The sequence below is a fragment of the Methylophaga sp. UBA3613 genome, assembly GCF_002375415.1.
Lineage (GTDB): Bacteria > Pseudomonadota > Gammaproteobacteria > Nitrosococcales > Methylophagaceae > Methylophaga.
Genome location: NZ_DFLS01000008.1, coordinates 111,823 through 129,409, shown reverse-complemented (window position 1 = coordinate 129,409; position 17,587 = coordinate 111,823). Strand labels below are relative to the sequence as shown.

Here is a 17,587-nt window from a genome sequence, read left to right as displayed (position 1 = left end):
TTTTTGTTTTTTTTCTGTGCGTTTATTTAACGTATTTTTCTGGCGCGAATAGCGCGCCCTTTAACCTTGCCATCAGCCAGGTAATTCATTGCCTGTCGTAATGCCGATTTACTTACCGCGACATAACTCGACATATCAAAAATATCAATTTTGCCGATATCAGCGCCATCTAGTCCGGCATCACCGGTTAAAGCGCCCAGAATATCGCCAGGACGGAGTTTATTTTTACGCCCGGCATCCAACTGTATAGTCACCATATCGGCTTCAAGCGTAAAACTGTCATCACGATCCAGAGAAGCCAGCACATCACAGCGACAAGGTTTTTTCTGATATTTCTCAATCGCCAGCATCCGGGGTACTTCAGCTTCAGCAACCAGACTCATTGCCAGGCCAGACTCCCCCGCCCGACCAGTTCGTCCAATGCGGTGGATATATACTTCGGGATCTCGGGGCAATTCATAATTAATCACCATTTCAATCGCCTTAATATCCAGTCCCCGAGCAGCCACATCGGTGGCCACCAAAACCGGGCAACTCTGGTTGGCGAATCGTACCAACACCTGATCTCTTTCCCGTTGTTCCAAATCACCATGAATCGGCTGAGCATCGATTTTTTTGTTTCTCAGCATCTCTGCGACTTCATCACACTGTATTTTGGTGTGGCAGAACACAATGGCGTTTTTGGGCTGATAATGCTGGAATAACATTATCAAGGCATTGTTACGTTCATGTTTTTTAATCTCATAAAACAACTGATCAATTACAGCCTGTTGATGCTGTGATTCAACCGTTACCCGTGCCGGATCGCGTTGTATGCTACGACTAATCTGTTTGATGCTGTCGGGAAACGTCGCTGAAAACAACATGGTCTGTCTGGAACTTGGTGTCTGTCCAATGATTTCCTGCATCGCATCGACAAAGCCCATATCCAGCATGCGATCGGCTTCATCCAGCACTACGGTTTTGACTTTATTGAGTTTCAAGGTGGCTTTTTTAAGATGATCCTGAATCCGTCCAGGTGTACCAACCACAATATGTGCACCATATTCCAATGAGGCAATTTGCGGTCCTAACGGTTTACCGCCGCATAACATCACCAGTTTCAGATTGGGTATGCCACGTCCCAAACGACGTAACTCTTTGCCGACCTGATCGGCTAATTCACGAGTAGGACAAATAATCAGCGCTTGAACAGCAAAGAAATCCGGTTGAATAGTTTGTAATAAGCCAATACCAAAGGCTGCGGTTTTACCACTGCCGGTTTTGGCCTGGGCTATCAAATCCTTGCCTTGCAGAATTAACGGCAGGCTTTGTGCCTGGACAGCAGTCATTTGCTTATAACCGAGTGAATCAAGGACAGTCAGTTGTTCGGCAGATAAATTTAACGATGAAAAATCAGTAGCAGACATGGGGAGCTTTAAAGAAGAGAATAAAGCGGGCATGATACCAAAAAGCTCGCTGAAACATTGCTTTACCTGAATTTACATTCAGGGCAACGAACCATCAACACGGTTACCAGTCTGATGATTATCAGCCAGCCAACTGTGAGGTAATGGCTATGTCATTCAGTAAAACCCTATTTGTTTCCGTTTTCAGCGCCAGCTTGCTTAGCGGGCTTATGCTGCTTTTGCCCAGTCAAAACAGTTATGCCGATGTGTCGGTGAACGTGCAACTTGGTCAGAATCTGCATAATCGACCTCACCATGGCTTTTCTGGCAACCAGCATTACCGCCATCCCTCAATCGGCATCACGGGTCACCGTTCATTTGGACTGGATCCCAGACTAAATCACTTTAAACAACCACGTTATAAACCGTATTATCGACATTACGATACTATCCGGCCTCGTTATCGATCAGGCTATTATGGTTTTCGAAATAATAGTATCACCCTGATTGCACCGATTATTTATTCTCAGGGTTACCGTGACGAGGAACCGGTAAGACGCTATACAACCAATGCAGCCCGGCCTGCTTCGCCATCAACTTCGTCTATTTCGAACTATTCCAATATTGATGGCTGGGAAGCGTTATCGCGCTATGAGTCAACAACAGCAATAAATGCATTTAAAGCACAATCCCAAAAAGATCCCAAAGCATCTTTGCCCAAAATTGGTTTTGCTCTGGCAACAGCTTTGCAAGGTGAATCAGATAAAGCATTCTGGGCGTTAAATCTGGCATTGATTGCCGATACCCGTGATCTGCGATATTTCAGTGCTGATTCAGGTCTGCGATTGGTCGTTGATGATTTACTGGACAATTACCAGAATAAATCACTCATGACCGCTACCTTGCTTTATTTGAAACAGGATTACCGGTCAGCACAATCAACAATACAAACCGCACTTGATGAATGCGATAACTGCACCGGCACCCGAAGTTTGCAACGATTGATACAGCAACGTCTGAACGGATAGCCATAAAAAAACACCCTGTTAAAATTAACAGGGTGTCTTGTGATACTAGGGCTTACTAGCAAATCTAGCTCTCATGTTCTTCATCAAAATCCTGTTTATCCTTTGGGTTGGATTTTGATGATTTTGAGCTTTCTGTTTTGTCAGGTTTTTGCTCCAACTTAATGGCGGAATTTGAATCCGAATCTCCGACCATTTTCAGCGGCGCAGGTGGAGCCGATCCATCTTTATCCTGACCGAAGTAAATGGTCATATGCGGGAATGGAATCTCAATTCCTGCTGCATCCAGATGCTGTTTCACCAGACGGTTATAAGCCCGGCCAACACCCCATTGCGTACCCGGCAGGGTTTTAATCCGTACCCGAATATTGACTGAACTATCTGCCAGAGCGGTAATGCCATGAACTTCCAGCTCATCAACCAGAATTTTCTCACGCTGATCCTCATCTGCCATTAACTCGGCAAAAGCTTCACGCAGATGCACAATCACCTGATCGGTATCTTCACGATATGCCACGCCATACTCACCCACATGGTAAGCAAATTCGCGCATAAAGTTGGACACGGTATCTACCGATGAAAATGGAATCAGATGATAGGTTCCCGAAAGGTCCCGCAGACCTAAAGAGCGGATTGTCAATTTCTCAGCTGTACCAGTGATGCCACCTGCTGTAACAATATCACCGGAATTAATGGCATTTTCCATTTGGATAAACACCCCAGTAATAATATCTTGCACCAGTTTCTGTGCACCAAAACCAATGGCTAAACCAAGCACACCGGCACCCGCCAGTAATGGTCCAATATTGACACCAATTTCCGCCAGCACAATCATAACGGTCATTATGATGAGAGCAATAGCCGCCGCGTTACGGAAAATTGTCAGTAATGTTTTGGCTCTTGCCGTTGGCAAATGCGTTTCATCACCAGGATTAAGCCGGTGCTCAATCCAACTTGCCAAAACTATCCATACTGCCATCGCTCCAACAAGAATTGCAGCCACACTAATCAATGTACCGATAGTGTGAATACCCGCCTCTGAGGCTAACCATGCGGTAAGGCTGAATATTCCCCAGGCATCCAAAATGACTGCGGCAACCACCACCACCAGCAAAATTCTTAAGGTTTTATAGATATTTGGTACAAATCCGTTTACCCGCTGTTCCAGCATCGGAAAACGTGAACGCAAATCTTCTGAAACATGTACCGGACGACCAATGGTTTTCGCCATGAACTTCGCCAGCAGTCCACCGATCACCAGCGCGAGAATGGTCTGGAAAGTGGCCTTTAACATCATTGGCAGGGCATCCTCCGGACGCAGTAATAAAGCCACAGCTAACACAGCAAAATACACTATTCCCAGCATGTGCCAGCTACGTGCCAGGATCCCCAGACTGACTCTTGAAAAGCTGAATGAGGACTGTTGTGCATGAGAGAGCAAACGCTGTTTAACGGATACACGGTTTTGCATGATGACAACAACTGCATAGATAAATGCACTTAACACCACCAGTACACTGACCAGTTGGCCGACGACCGGATTAATATTCAGATTAACCAATGGCACAATCAGCAACATGCCATAACCAATATAGTTGGTTAACCGAACTAACCAGATATGCCAGTAGGTGGCACTTTCGGCAGATATTGGTAATAAACGCAGTGCATCATCACGTCCAGCAAATATCGTACGGAGAATGACTTTAAATATTTCAATCGCCAAAAACGCATTGAGGAATAGCGATTGACTGACATTCATTTCTCCATTGCTGCCAATGGCAAACAAGGCAACGGCATAACCGGCTACCCATGCTAAGGCTACTGTCAGTAAATCCACTACAGCTGCCAGCAAAATCGCGCTGAATTTGCGAATTTCAGGATAGTCACCCTCCGCTTCAGCCCAATCATTAGCACGACGAAAAGCATGACGCGCCAGACTTCGCAGCACATAAAACATTAATAACGTGCTGGCAATCACCACCAGTAGAAAGAAGCTTTCATCCAGCATGTCCTGCCAATCAAATGTGCCTGCTTCATCAGAACCTATAGCAGCTACAGCAGAAAAACCCATCCCAACTGTTGAGACAATCTGCTGGGCAACGGATTGGGTCGTATTGGCAATCTGTCTGGCAAACGTTGGTTCATCAACCAACTCTTCTGAAGCGGCTTCTTGATCCAGTGCTTCAGCCGCCTGTGCCAATTCGCGTAATTCTGCGATAAGTTTTTCACGGGACTGTTCATTTTCGAGTGTGTCAGCAAGCACTGAGTAATGTTTTTCATTATTGGGAGGAGTAGCAGGTTCGGCCCAAGCCGTTTCGGTTATCAAACTGAATGTTAACAACAACGTCACCAGCAGAGCTGAAGTTAACTTCCATTTCATATCAAAAATCCACACGATACTGTGATCTCCTTTTGTTTGATTTTTTTAAATTTATTATTTGCCCAAAGGCTTTAGATTGATGCGAAGGTAGCAATCAATAATTGATTCAAGCCGTCAATTGGTTACTATCAACAGCTTAACAAATGTAGTTTTCAGTTGTAGGGTCTGTTTATGTTTCAAACAGAACAGAGGTCGCTAGGAAAGAGCCACGACCCTGTGACCCTATCAAGGCGGAAGGGTTCATTACAAAACCGATACAATTTTCAGTTGTCCCTGTTCATTCAATTCCACCACTACGCCCTCTCCCGATAACACAAACTTGTCGAGAAGTCCGGATATATTGACCTGATGAGTGATATAAACCTTGGTTTTAGTGGTTTTCACCTCGCTGATATGCGCTTTCCAATCTTGCAGAAATTGGTTTTTTAAATGGCGATTTGATGCGTGAAAAAAAGAATTCAGTGCCGTCAGCTTTTGCGGTGGACCAAACCCCAGTAATTCTGCAGTTTCCAAACATCGACACCATTCACTGGAGAAAACCTCTGCCTCAGTAATACCTGATTCGCGAAGTTTTTGACCTATTTCTATCGCCTGTTCACGTCCTTCAGAAGACAATACCCGCTGAGTCTGGCATTCTGCCAAATCAAACCCCTCTGGATCACCGACGCCAGGGGCTAGCGCATGGCGCAAAATAATAACTTGATCTGCCATACTGGAAGCTGATGAAAACAGCGATAAAAACAGACCATATCGCAAAACTGTAAGCAACTGTCGCATTTAAACCTCTCGGTATTCCCAAAAGTAAATTAATTTCATTACCATGAATAAGGCATGTTTTTTTATCTAAAAAATCTTACTAATAAGCTGTTATTGATTCATACGTTAGAAAACAGTTCACTGCGCATTAGAAAAGTTAGGGAAAAATCAAGTCTCTGGAGATCAAATGACACCTCATTCCATGCCTAAAAAATTGACACTCTTGTTGCAATTTATATTGTTTGCCGGATTTTTCGGGTCTATTTGGGAACAACAATGGCTCAATGCGATAGCGACTTTCGGCATTATTATCATCAGCTTATTTCCTGTATTACTGGCCAGAAAATTCAATGTTCATGTGCCAGCTATATTTCAACTTCTGGCAATTGCCTTTGTCTTTGCATCGGTATTTCTGGGTGAAGTACATGGCTATTACACCAAGTTCTGGTGGTGGGATATTGCTTTGCACACTGGCTCAGGTTTTCTGTTAGGTATTATTGGCTTTCTGCTGGTTTATCTACTGAATGAAAATGAATATATCCATTTACAGATGATGCCGGGGTTTATAGCTTTTTTTGCTTTTATGTTTGCTTTGGGTATGGGGGCATTGTGGGAGATATTTGAATTTTCCATGGATAAAATTTTGGGTTTGAATATGCAAAAACCCATGTTCGGTGATTACTCAGGCTTAACTGACACCATGTATGACCTGATTGTTGATGCCATAGGCGCTTTGTTTATTTCATTACTCGGCTACGGCCACCTAAAAAAAGCACAAGCCAAATCGTTTCTCGAACGCTGGATATGGTCATTTATCGCCAAAAACCCAAGACTGTTTATCAAAAAAAGAAAAACTGAACCAGCTAAATCCCAACGCCCCGATTAATGGCTGGATGCCAACTTGTGACAACTTCCTTAACATATCAGGATTATCTCTGATGTGCTTTCATCCATAGCACTCTAGTATGCCGGTAGATTGCTGTTCATCAGCAAGTTTCTCTGGAGTGGATATGGACAAGAGACCCAAGGTTTTACCATCATTATTCTTAAGCTTACTGTTGATCTTTTCGTTATCCGCATGCGATCAAAACAATGATGACATTCCGCAGATGGAAGCTGCGCCGATAATCGATGAAAACGAAATCCCCCTTTGGCTCGATGGCCAAGTGGAAATGTCACCACAGGAATGGCTGGTCAAACGCAGTCGTGCAGAAATAAACGATGAAACAGCTGAAATTGAACGCACAGCAGAATTGCTTATCACCGCTGCAGATCGGTTTGATGAAAGTCATCGTATGATTGCCAATCGTGCCGCTCAGCTGGAAGACATGCTGTTTGAACATAATATTAAAGAAACGGCGGTTAACAGATTAGAGTGGTTTACTAAACTTCCAACGTTACAGACTCCACATAGCTTTTCAGCTCTCTGCCAGTACTATTACAACCTTCGCACTAAAGGTAAAACAGAAGACGAAATCATTCAGAACCTTTTAAGGCTCTAGCGCTTGTTTACCTTTCGTCTCCACCATTCTTGGTGGTTCATTTCGCGATAAATGAGGAAAGGATGGGATTTAGCTGTTCTGTATAAGTGATTTGGAACGGATTTGTCGAAAAAAAATCGTCCTAGCCCGCCGCTTGCGACTGAAAAGAGCATACGGTTACTTTGGGTAAACTCGCCTGATAGTGGCAGCTCCTCTATAATTCCGAGCATATACTTTTTCTCTGTTGGGAAAGAGCCATCCAGTTTATTCATTCATTGGAATTTATGACTTCTCCTCAAGCGAACAGTTATTTCAGTTTGATCCGCAACCAGTTTGGTTTACTGGCTATTGGTTTTATTGCACTTTTCACTGGTAACCTTGGACAAAGCTTTTTCATTGGTTTGTTTCAATCTGATATTGCCCATTCGTTAAATTTATCAGCAGGTGAGTTTGGAGCTGTGTATTCGGCACTTACGATGGCAAGCGGATTTCTGGTGTTACATTTCGGCCAGAAACTGGATTGGATTGCCCCCCGGAGATATGCCTTGTTAGTGCTGACAGCGTTATTGGCGGGGGTGATTTTACTGACCACTTCACCATGGCTGATTCCAGCTTTAATTGGGCTGGGCTTAGTACGGTTATGTGGTCAAGGTTTGATGACCCATTTTGGCAGTACATTAGCTGGCCGCGAATTTACCATTAACCGTGGTCGAGCTCTGGGGTTGGTCAGTCTCGGCATGCCAATGGGTGAAATTATTCTGGCGCCAGTCATCGCATTATTAATTGGCTGGCTGAGCTGGCAGCAAATCTGGTGGGCAGTGGCCGCCGTCATTTTTCTCATCTGGTTGGTATTACTGCTTTTGGCAAAATGGCCTGAAGCACCTGAAATCAAGCGTGATAGCAGTGGTAACAAAATCAAAGGTCCCAACCCGATGCTGGAAAAACGTTTCTGGCTAATTATTCCATTGACCATGGCTTTGCCAGTCACTTTAACCGGTATTTTTATTTTTCAGGCCCAAATGACCCTAGATTTAAATGCCACCACCACCGCATATGCCTTGGGTTTAACGGCAATGGGTATTGCTCGTTTTCCCGGCGCATTACTTGGAGGGCGCTGGATAGATGAGTTAGGAGTATCGCTTCTAGCTCGCTTGTACCTGGCTCCTTTTGCATTCGCTATCATTTTGGCGGTATTAGTCGGTGGCAATGCAGGTGTTTTGATTTTAATGATTGGTGCCGGAATTTCACTTGGCATGTCTTCGCCTGTGGTAGATAGTTTATTAGTTGTACTTTGGGGTCGTGAACATTTAGGCCGTGTACGTAGTGTCAAATCAGCTTTTATGGTGTTTTCAACCGGCCTGGCACCCGCTGTACTAGGTTTCCTGATTGATGGTGGTGTGCAATTTGAAGCGATTCTGCTTGGCATGCTGATATTTATGTTTGCGGGATGGTTGCTAGCCCAAGCTCCTATTCGTGAAGCTGAAAAAATAAATCATCATTCATTAAAACAAGATTAAAGTCATTCTTCTCGAGGCCGCTAGCCTTAGAGTAGATCCATTCGAGGATAAGAAAATGACAATTAACACTGCTCCGTTTGGCCAAACCGTTAGTTCGATGGCAAAGGATCCTGTGAATAAGCAGGAAGGCCCTTTTGGTCAGCAGGTTTCGGTTTTGGCCCAGGAAAAAAAGTTTTCAGTATCTGAGTCCAATAGCGAAATGAACCTTTCCATTCTGCAGGTCTCGTTTAATATCAGTGACGGCAATGGTGATGGTGCCATGGCATTGCTGTTCAAAACAGCTCTTGAGGGCATCAATGACTCTTTGAAGGCCGAGTTTGGCGATAACGCCATTCAAAAAGCTTATGAACAAGGCATTGATGTATCACCCGAAGCGACTTCCGAACGCATTGTGCAAATGAGTACTGCTTTTTTTGATGCTTATTACAGCACCCGTCAGGATATGCCGCTTGAAGAAGCCCTGAAATCATTTGTCGAAGTGATTGGCGGTGGAATCGATCAGGGGTTCAAAGAAGCACGCGACATTCTTGGTGGCCTGAAAGTACTGGAAGGCGATATAGCAGGCAATATCGATAAAACCTACGATTTAGTTCAACAAGGCCTGCAGTCCTTTGTAGAAAACTATCAAGCTTCTCAAGAAGCCTAAACACTTTTTACCGCCTCCCATCTCGGGAGGCGGTTTATTGCAACTCAGACCTACCGGCTCTTGAGTTCTGCATAATACCCGCCATACTCTGTTTTAATATGCATTCGGAAGGACACTTTTCACCCGAATCATCCCGTGAATCTGCCACAGGAGAAAAACATGCAAGATAAACAGACCCTTGTCATTGGCGCCAATGGCCAAATAGGTAAGCTATTAATTCAAATGATGGCCGAGCAGAAAATGCCGGTGAAAGTCATGCTGCGTAACCCAGAACAGGCTGGTGAATTTGAAAAATTGGGGGCTGATGTTGTAATAGCGGATCTCGAAGCTGATCTGCCAGACCACGCTTTTGCTGATTGCGATAAAGTCGTATTTACGGCTGGTTCCGGAGGTAAAACCGGTGCCGATAAAACTATTCTGGTGGATTTATGGGGTGCGTGTAAAGCGGTTGATAAGGCAAAACAACATGCCATTAAACAATTTGTTATGGTCAGCTCACGGGATGCCGGTGACCCGGAACACGGCACCAAGGCCATTAAGCATTACAACATCTGCAAATATTTCGCCGATAAACATCTTATTGAAAGTCACCTGCCCTACACCATTCTCCGTCCCGGCAGATTAACTGATGGACCGTTAACGGGGAAAATTACCACTGTGCGCCCGTCAGATCAGGAGCAACAAGTTATTTCCAGAGCCGATGTCGCTGCCTGCATTTTACAATGTCTGGACCATTCAGAAACCGTTAATCAGATTGAAGAGTTGTATCAAGGTGACATGCCAATTCAAGAAGCTTTTATAAAATCGGTTAAAGGTCGGTTGGGTTAAATCAGACCAACCATTAAATGTCCAAATGAAACCGTTGCTCAATCAGATCTATCAAACAGCATCTCGACAGATTCTGAGTACATTAATCCGCTTACTTGGCGATTTTGATTTGGCTGAAGAGGCCATGCATGAAGCCTTTGCGATTGCCTTGCAGAAATGGGAAATAGATGGCGTTCCAGATAATCCCCGGGCCTGGCTTATATCGACTGCACGTTTTAAAGCGATTGATCAATTGCGCCGGCAGGCTCGCTTTGACTATTCCATTGATACCGTCATTAATGAGCTGGTTGCTGAAGAAGCTGAGTCGAATGAACAGCAGATTGAAGATGATCAATTACGTCTGATATTCACCTGTTGCCATCCTGCTTTGGCTGAAGAAGCCCGCCTTGCGCTGACCTTACGTGAGGTCTGTGGCATGACAACTGAGGAAGTTGCCCGGGCTTTTCTTCAAAAACCGACGACACTTGCTCAACGAATTGTTCGCGCCAAAAACAAAATTCGTGAAGCCGCTATTCCATATGAACTCCCTGAAACAGATCAATTAGCTGAACGGCTACACTCCGTATTACAGGTAATCTATCTGATTTTTAATGAAGGCTATTCTGCCAGCAATGGTGAGTTGCTGGTCAAACATGATTTGGCCAGTGAGGCCATTCGTCTTGGCAGATTATTAGCCCAATTATTACCTGAACCGGAAGTAGACGGTTTATTGGCATTAATGCTGTTACAGGATTCGAGGCGCTCTGCCCGGTTGGATGCAAATGGCGATCTGATTACCCTGGATGAACAAGACCGCAGGCTGTGGGATCAACAGCAAATTGGGGAGGGCTGTAAACTGGTCATTCAGACATTACGAACGCAACGCTTTGGACCTTTTACCCTGCAAGCCGCTATTGCTGCAGTGCATGCCGAGGCACCCTCTTTCGAGCAGACTGATTGGCTACAGATTGTGGGTTTGTATGATGCACTTATGCAATATGCCGATTCCCCAGTCGTCAGGTTGAATCGAGCTGTAGCAATCGCCATGCTGCAGGGCCCGGAAGCTGGGTTAATCACCATTGAGCAATTACTGGCCGAAGGTGAACTCAAGAACTATCATTTAATCTATGCGGCTAAAGCTGATTTATGTCGACGCCTGCAGCAATTTGCTGCTGCCCGAATGGCCTATCAACAAGCGCTTGCTTTAACTCAGCAAGGCCCGGAGCAACGTTTTTTGCAGCGACGTCTTGCTGAATTATCAGTAAAAACTTCTTAGACCGAAAAGAATCCTGTGTTATTTATCTAGCAGTAATTTAACCAGCTCAGCTGCCGGAATCGGCCTGCTGAATAAAAAGCCCTGAAAGAATTTACATTGATGGTCCTGCAGAAATGTTAATTGTGACTCCGTCTCCACCCCTTCAGCAATTACCTGCATATGTAAACCATCCCCCAAAGCGAGTATGGCTCTTACAATCGCCTGGCTATTGATGCCGGTGTCCAGCTCACGAATAAAATGCTGATCAATTTTCAGTACATCCAATGGCAAATCCTGCAAATAGGACAATGAAGAAAAACCGGTACCAAAATCATCCATTGCCAGTCGCAGCCCCAATGCTTTCAATTGATGCATTCTTTCGATGCAGGCTTCACGATTACCTATCGCAACGTTTTCAGTCAGCTCCATTTCGATAAAATCAGGGTTAACTCGTGTGCGCTTAAGGATTTCGGCCACATTGGCGACAATGTCAGGTCGATCGAATTCAACGCCCGAAATATTCACTGAAATAGGTACCGGCTCAATTCCAAGGTTAGTAAATGATTTAATCAATTCACAGGTTTGTTCAAGTACCCATCGTCCAATTTCAACAATCAACATGGATTGCTCAGCAATAGGAATAAATTTGGCCGGCGAAATCATGCCTAATTCAGAATGCTTCCAACGAATTAATGCTTCAGCACCAATGATATTTTTATCACTATCAAATTTTGGTTGGTAATAAACGACAATTTCGCCTTTACTTATTGCTTCCCGCAAGTCATGTTCAAGCTTGATATTTTCCAGCGCTTTCTCGGTCATATCCGCAGAATAGAAGCGAAAATTTGCCCGGCCATCATTTTTCGCATAATACATTGCTGAATCAGCATACTTGAGAAGATCTTCAGGAGTAATAGCATCAGCAGGATACATCGCAATGCCCATACTCGCAGTGGATTTCACTGACTGACCTGCCACGATTGACGTTGTATCCACTGCTTTTAATACTTTATTGGCGATCATGTTGATAAGGTCAGGATTGTCTATATCGGTTATTAATACAACAAACTCATCCCCACTCATGCGAACCACTAAATCAGTGGTGCGGATACTGTTAGATAAATGCTTGGCGACTTTTACCAGTAGTTCATCACCGGCCGAATGTCCAAGAGAATCATTTACATTTTTAAACCGATCCAGATCCAGGAAAAACACCGCTAACTGTTTCGAATCACGATCTGCCCGAGCTATTTCCTGTTGCAATCGCTCATTTAATACCAAACGATTAGGTAAGCCGGTTAATCCATCAAAATGCGCTTGTTGAAAAAGTTTCTCTTCCCAGGCAGCATTTGATAAGGCCACCGCAATACGATCCCCAAAACTTCTGGCAATCGATTTTAGTTCATTGCCGATGACTTTAGGTTGCTGATAAGCAAAACTGATGGAGGCTGCAACCTGGCCATTCACCACCACCGGTATCACCAGATAAAACCAGTTCCCGGCCAGATTTAAAATCTTCAGGTAAACCGGTAAAAGCCTGTTATCGTTAATTTCCAGCACACTCCCCTGACTTTGCTGCAATTCAGCTAAATCTTCGTTGGTAAGGGCCATTGACTGCTCTTGCAGATCAAAATGTTGATCATCACGACGAGTGTGGACTGCTACGAGCAAACGGTTTTCGGCATCGAATTTGGCAATCGATATCAGGTCGCTGAACAATATTCCGGGCAAACGATTTAAAGCCGTTTCCACTATTTCATCTGCATTAAGTACAGAAAGGATCTGTCTGTCGATTTCAGCCATGGTGGACTGAATTTCAAACTGGCTTCGCAGTCGTCGAGTCATTTCATTAAATGAATCCGCCAAAGCTTCAAATTCGTCTTTGCTGTCTACTTCTACCTGATAATCAAACTCACCATCTGCAATGCGTTCAGTTGCCTTTTTTAAAGCGGAGAGTGGTGAAAGGTATTTGGCGATCAATTTGGTGCTGAGAAACGCGACTATTAATACTGTCAGCAAAATAACCGGTGGATACACTTTGGTGAAATAGTTGATTGCACTAAGTGCTACGGATTTTGGTTGGGCGTGCACAATAATCAGATCTGGAGAGGCGAACATATTGCCTATTGGTGCCTGCCAGAAGCCACCCAGGTAGACATTGTCTCCAATATTTTGATTAAAACTACCGCTGTATTTGTCGAGAAGCTCGGTTAATAACTGGTTTGGTAATGACTTTTTTGGTAATGAGCTGAACCAGGATTCACCTACTTCTGTCATCACTAACAGCTGATTGATCCCCATATTATCGACTTCCCATAAGGCTTCGGGGTGTAATTCAGCCATTAAAATCCCGGAATCGGGTGTCTTTTCATTGAAATTTAACGCGATCCAAATTTGTTTAATGCCAAGCTCATCACTATCAACCGCTTTAATAAGGGTTAATCCAGAGCGAACGGCTTCGATTTCTTCCTTAGTGAGATAAGGCACCATCCGGGTATCACCCAATAAAGAGGCTCTTTGGCCAGTGCCTGTAATGATTGCTAAATCGTTAAACTGTTTTTGTATTTTCTGATCACGAAATAAATTCTGATCCCTTAATCCTCTGTTTGAGCGTTCAATTCGATTTGCCAGTAACCGTAAGGCACTTTCAGCCAATACCAGTCGATCAATAAATCGCAAGCCATAATCTTTACTGCTTTTTTGCAGTGCATCATAGGATTGCTGATATAGCTGCTGACTGACTTGATGAAAAGACAATCCCCCGAGAACTAAGACAGGTATTAATGAAGCAACAACAAAAGACAACAGAATCCGGCGAGCAACTTTATTACGATGTGGTGACGTTTTTTTTATCATCAAGTATTTATCAAGCCTAAAAATCAGCCGCGAGGCCTATAAATCGTCCATCTCGGGCCAATATAACGTCATCCAGACTATCTTTTTGAGATACCTGTTTTTTGGTTTGACCATCTTTTCCCACGCTGTAGAGATCATATTGCGTATTAATTGGATTGATATTGCGATCTTTTCTGGAGGGCCCTCTTGATTGTGGCCAATCATCAGCAATATTTAAATAAATGTATTTGTTACCCCAAGGATCAACTCCATTGTCAGGTAAACTGCCAGCAATATCATCCAATTTGTCGGGATAACGCTGATTTTGCAGATAGTAACGTTCGATAACGGATTGGATAGTGACAATTTGCGAAACAGCCAATGCATTATTCGTTTTATCAATATAGTTTTGGTAGCTGGGTATCGCGATAGTCACGATGACCCCAAGGACAGCAATCACCAACATCAGTTCGATTAGCGTCATTGCCTTTTGTGAAGTTATATTCAACTTCTTTAGCCTCACAGGAAATCCTTCTTTAGATTGTCTTAGTAATTATCGAATTATCTTCCCTGATAGACTCAGTTAAATGCTAGCACCTATGCTACTTATATTTAGGTATTGGTTCACAAATCCGTTGTCTGTAAGCCTTCTGGCAGAGACAGTTTAACCAGGTAAAAAAAACCTGCTATAACCTGAATTAATACTTTTTGCCGATACATTACAATTAGCTAAGTTATCGGCTTGAAAAAAGAAATCTGTATTTTTTCTGACTGTCGATTTTACGTTTGCTTATTCGACTAGTTGATAAGACCACTATTCTGAGTCTTATAACAAGGAGAAATATATGAACGTAAAAAATGAAGTTGAACAACAACTGGAAAACTGGAAAAAAGCGGTTATCAGCCAGGATCTCGAACAAATCATGGCTTTTTATGCGGAAGACGTGCGAGCGTTTGATGCGATTGCCGAATTACAGTTTACCAATCGCAGAAAATACAAAGATCATTGGCAGCACTGTTTGGAATTGTGCACGATGACTAAATTTGAAATTGGCCAGCTTGATATCAACCAGGATGGTGAGCTGGCGGTATGTGCTTTTCTGAATCAATGTGGTGGCATGGATGAAAAAACTGGTGAAGAACAGGTTGGCTGGATTCGCGGTACTCAGGTTTATCAAAAACGTAACGGCCAATGGTTGATTATTCACGAACATTTTTCATTACCTTTTGATATGGCATCCGGCGCCGCTCTGTTTCATCTCACACCAGAATCAGCCTGGTAAGGAGCACACCATGAAATTTATGATTTTACGTAAAGCCGATGCCGATACTGAAAAAGGTGTGATGCCCAGTGAACAATTATTATCGGCCATGGGCGACTACAACATGCAAATGGCTCAGGCTGGAATATTAAGAACCGGGGAAGGCTTGAAACCGACCCGTGACGGAGCACGCATTAAATTTCAGCAGGGTAAGCCATTAATTACTGACGGCCCATTTACTGAAACCAAAGAATTACTCGCCGGTTACACTATTATTGAGGTCAACTCCATACAGGAAGCTCTGGATTGGGCCACACGCTGGCCAGTGGAAGATGCTGATGGCAACGTTGAACTGGAAGTCAGACAACTCTATGAAATGAGTGATTTTGCTGATGGGCCGGGTTTGCAAAAACATATCGAGCTTGATCAAAAAATCCGTAAACAACCACTTTCTACTAGTTCTTATCTGTTGTTTGATGGCAACTGCCGTGAAGCTTTTGCGTTTTATGCAGAGGTGTTAGGTGGCGATATTGTCATGATGATGACCGGAGGCGAATCACCGATGGCAGATGACATGCCTGCCGAGTTCGCTGACAAGGTTATGCATGTCTCTCTCCAAGTCGGCAATTGGATGTTAATGGGATCAGATTGCCCACCCGGCATGTTTGAAAAACCACAAGGTTTTCATGTACAGATTGCTTTTGAAGACGAGCCGCAAGCTGAAATCACCTTTAATCAACTGGCCGAAGGCGGCATGGCACATATGCCCTTTGAGCCAACATTCTGGGCCAGGCGTTTTGGCATGCTGGTGGATCGATTTGGCACGCCGTGGATGATTAATTGTGGCCAATGCTTACAAGGTGAGGAGGATTGAAATGAAATATCTGGCTTTGGTGTATTACCAGGAACAGATCATGAATCAAATGTCTCAGCAGGAATGGGACAGTCTGAATCAGGAATGTATGGCTTGTGGTGAAAAACTGCAAAGCACTGGTCATATGCTGGATGGTTCAGCGTTGCAGTCGGTCGAGACGGCCACCACTGTTCGTGTACGTAATGGAAAAGTGACGGTGACCGATGGACCTTTTGCCGAAACCAAAGAACAACTTGCCGGGTTTTATCTATTGGAAGCGCGCGATATTAACGAAGCTATTCAACTGGCGGGCAATATTCCACCAGCACGTTATGGCAGTATTGAAATTCGCCCGGTGCGTGAACTGCAAACCGAAGACAATAGCAGTGGCGGTAAAGGAGATTCATCACCATGACGCAAAAACTGCAAACCTGTCTGTGGTTTAACAGCAATGCCGAACAGGCGGTGAATTTTTATCTGTCAGTATTCGGTGGTCGCGAAATGGACCGGCTCTATTACAATAGTGCGGGCCCCGGACCTGATGGTTCAGTGCTGTCTATCACATTTGAACTCTGTGGCCAGAAATTGATCGCTCTCAATGGTGGCACGGATGTGGCATTTAATCATGCGATGTCATTGCTGGTCCGCTGCGATAATCAAAGCGAAATCGACCTGCTTTGGGATAAGTTACTGGTCAATGGCGGCAGGACATTGCAATGTGGTTGGGTTCAGGATCAGTTTGGTGTTTGCTGGCAGATTGTGCCCGCTATGCTGGATAAAATGCTGCAGGATAAGCTGGGTGCTCCGGCCGTCATGTCGGCATTACTGACCATGAATAAACTGGATATCTCTCAGTTGGAACAGGCCTACCAGCAAGACAACTAACATTGTGAAGCAATGACCTGACATCATTTGCTTAGAAAATGGTGTGAAGGTTTTACAGTTCATTTATCAGCAAAAAACTGTCTGCTGGCGTACTATAGCGCGCTATGCCAACGTAGCCTGAGGTTTGAAATGAGCGATTTACCTAATTGTCCGAAGTGTGATTCCGAATATGTCTATCAAGATGATCATATTCTGATTTGTCCGGAATGCTCTTATGAATGGTCAGCAGATACGGCAACTGACAAGGTCGAAACATCAGATGAGATCCTGGATGCCAATGGCAATGTGTTACAGGATGGCGATAGCGTGACTGTCATCAAGGATCTGAAAGTGAAAGGTTCTTCGCTGGTGGTAAAAGTCGGCACAAAGGTCAAAAACATCCGTCTGGTCGACGGCGATCACGATATTGATTGCAAGATTGATGGCATCGGTGCGATGAAACTTAAATCGCAGTTTGTGAAAAAAGTCTGACGCTTCGACAGCATCTTTGTGTCTTG

Annotated in this window: 17 protein-coding genes; 12 read left to right on the top strand and 5 right to left on the bottom strand. The window is 44.1% G+C overall.

Annotated features, from left to right (window positions below):
• Nucleotides 1–26: 26 nt before the first annotated feature.
• A complete protein-coding gene (dbpA, locus tag B3S93_RS10440) occupies nt 27–1,409 on the bottom strand; it encodes an ATP-dependent RNA helicase DbpA (protein ID WP_292401909.1) in 1,383 nt (460 codons plus the stop codon).
• Nucleotides 1,410–1,558: 149 nt separating this feature from the next.
• Between dbpA and B3S93_RS10435 the strand changes: the two genes are divergently transcribed.
• Nucleotides 1,559–2,416, top strand: a complete 858-nt coding sequence (locus tag B3S93_RS10435; protein WP_292401907.1) for a hypothetical protein — start codon at nt 1,559–1,561, stop codon at nt 2,414–2,416.
• A 64-nt stretch (nt 2,417–2,480) separates the two neighbouring features.
• Here the strand turns inward: B3S93_RS10435 and B3S93_RS10430 are convergent, their stop codons facing one another.
• The gene (locus tag B3S93_RS10430; protein ID WP_292401904.1) at nt 2,481–4,793 is read right to left on the bottom strand and encodes a mechanosensitive ion channel domain-containing protein; all 2,313 of its coding nucleotides are present in this window, start codon (nt 4,791–4,793) and stop codon (nt 2,481–2,483) included.
• Between the two features lie 243 nt (nt 4,794–5,036).
• On the bottom strand, nt 5,037–5,570 hold the full coding sequence (locus B3S93_RS10425; protein WP_292401901.1) for a histidine phosphatase family protein: 534 nt from the start codon (nt 5,568–5,570) through the stop codon (nt 5,037–5,039).
• A gap of 166 nt (nt 5,571–5,736) precedes the next feature.
• On the opposite strand from B3S93_RS10425, the gene B3S93_RS10420 reads away from it, so the two are divergent.
• The 6 genes from B3S93_RS10420 to B3S93_RS10395 all read left to right on the top strand — a co-directional run bounded on the left by B3S93_RS10420 (nt 5,737) and on the right by B3S93_RS10395 (nt 11,276).
• Nucleotides 5,737–6,435, top strand: a complete 699-nt coding sequence (locus tag B3S93_RS10420) for a hypothetical protein (RefSeq protein ID WP_292401898.1) — start codon at nt 5,737–5,739, stop codon at nt 6,433–6,435.
• 124 nt (nt 6,436–6,559) lie between these two features.
• On the top strand, nt 6,560–7,051 hold the full coding sequence (locus B3S93_RS10415) for a hypothetical protein (RefSeq protein WP_292401896.1): 492 nt from the start codon (nt 6,560–6,562) through the stop codon (nt 7,049–7,051).
• A 263-nt stretch (nt 7,052–7,314) separates the two neighbouring features.
• Nucleotides 7,315–8,547: an MFS transporter gene (locus tag B3S93_RS10410; RefSeq protein ID WP_292401893.1), complete on the top strand. Its 1,233-nt coding sequence runs from the start codon at nt 7,315–7,317 to the stop codon at nt 8,545–8,547.
• Between the two features lie 55 nt (nt 8,548–8,602).
• Nucleotides 8,603–9,193, top strand: coding sequence for a DUF5610 domain-containing protein (locus B3S93_RS10405; RefSeq protein WP_292401890.1), 591 nt, complete (start codon nt 8,603–8,605; stop codon nt 9,191–9,193).
• Nucleotides 9,194–9,352: 159 nt separating this feature from the next.
• Nucleotides 9,353–10,021, top strand: a complete 669-nt coding sequence (locus B3S93_RS10400; protein WP_292358085.1) for an SDR family oxidoreductase — start codon at nt 9,353–9,355, stop codon at nt 10,019–10,021.
• Between the two features lie 25 nt (nt 10,022–10,046).
• Complete coding sequence (locus B3S93_RS10395) at nt 10,047–11,276, top strand: RNA polymerase sigma factor (protein WP_292401888.1); 1,230 nt, start codon at nt 10,047–10,049, stop codon at nt 11,274–11,276.
• A gap of 18 nt (nt 11,277–11,294) precedes the next feature.
• On the opposite strand, the gene B3S93_RS10390 is transcribed toward B3S93_RS10395, so the two are convergent.
• Nucleotides 11,295–14,111 (bottom strand): EAL domain-containing protein, encoded by a 2,817-nt coding sequence (locus B3S93_RS10390; RefSeq protein WP_292401885.1) that lies wholly within the window; start codon nt 14,109–14,111, stop codon nt 11,295–11,297.
• A 16-nt stretch (nt 14,112–14,127) separates the two neighbouring features.
• Entirely contained in the window at nt 14,128–14,598 is a 471-nt protein-coding gene (locus B3S93_RS10385) for a type IV pilin protein (protein WP_292401882.1), read from the bottom strand.
• A gap of 337 nt (nt 14,599–14,935) precedes the next feature.
• Here B3S93_RS10385 and B3S93_RS10380 point away from each other — a divergent pair, with 337 nt between their 5' ends.
• From B3S93_RS10380 to B3S93_RS10360, 5 genes are all read left to right on the top strand, one after another.
• Entirely contained in the window at nt 14,936–15,373 is a 438-nt protein-coding gene (locus B3S93_RS10380; protein ID WP_292358077.1) for a YybH family protein, read from the top strand.
• A gap of 10 nt (nt 15,374–15,383) precedes the next feature.
• Nucleotides 15,384–16,226 (top strand): YciI family protein, encoded by an 843-nt coding sequence (locus B3S93_RS10375; RefSeq protein WP_292401879.1) that lies wholly within the window; start codon nt 15,384–15,386, stop codon nt 16,224–16,226.
• 1 nt (nt 16,227) lies between these two features.
• Entirely contained in the window at nt 16,228–16,620 is a 393-nt protein-coding gene (locus tag B3S93_RS10370; RefSeq protein WP_292401876.1) for a YciI family protein, read from the top strand.
• Entirely contained in the window at nt 16,617–17,090 is a 474-nt protein-coding gene (locus tag B3S93_RS10365) for a VOC family protein (RefSeq protein WP_292401873.1), read from the top strand. The genes B3S93_RS10370 and B3S93_RS10365 overlap by 4 nt, the downstream gene beginning before the upstream one ends.
• A gap of 129 nt (nt 17,091–17,219) precedes the next feature.
• Complete coding sequence (locus tag B3S93_RS10360; RefSeq protein WP_292358070.1) at nt 17,220–17,561, top strand: zinc ribbon domain-containing protein YjdM; 342 nt, start codon at nt 17,220–17,222, stop codon at nt 17,559–17,561.
• Nucleotides 17,562–17,587 lie beyond the last annotated feature (26 nt).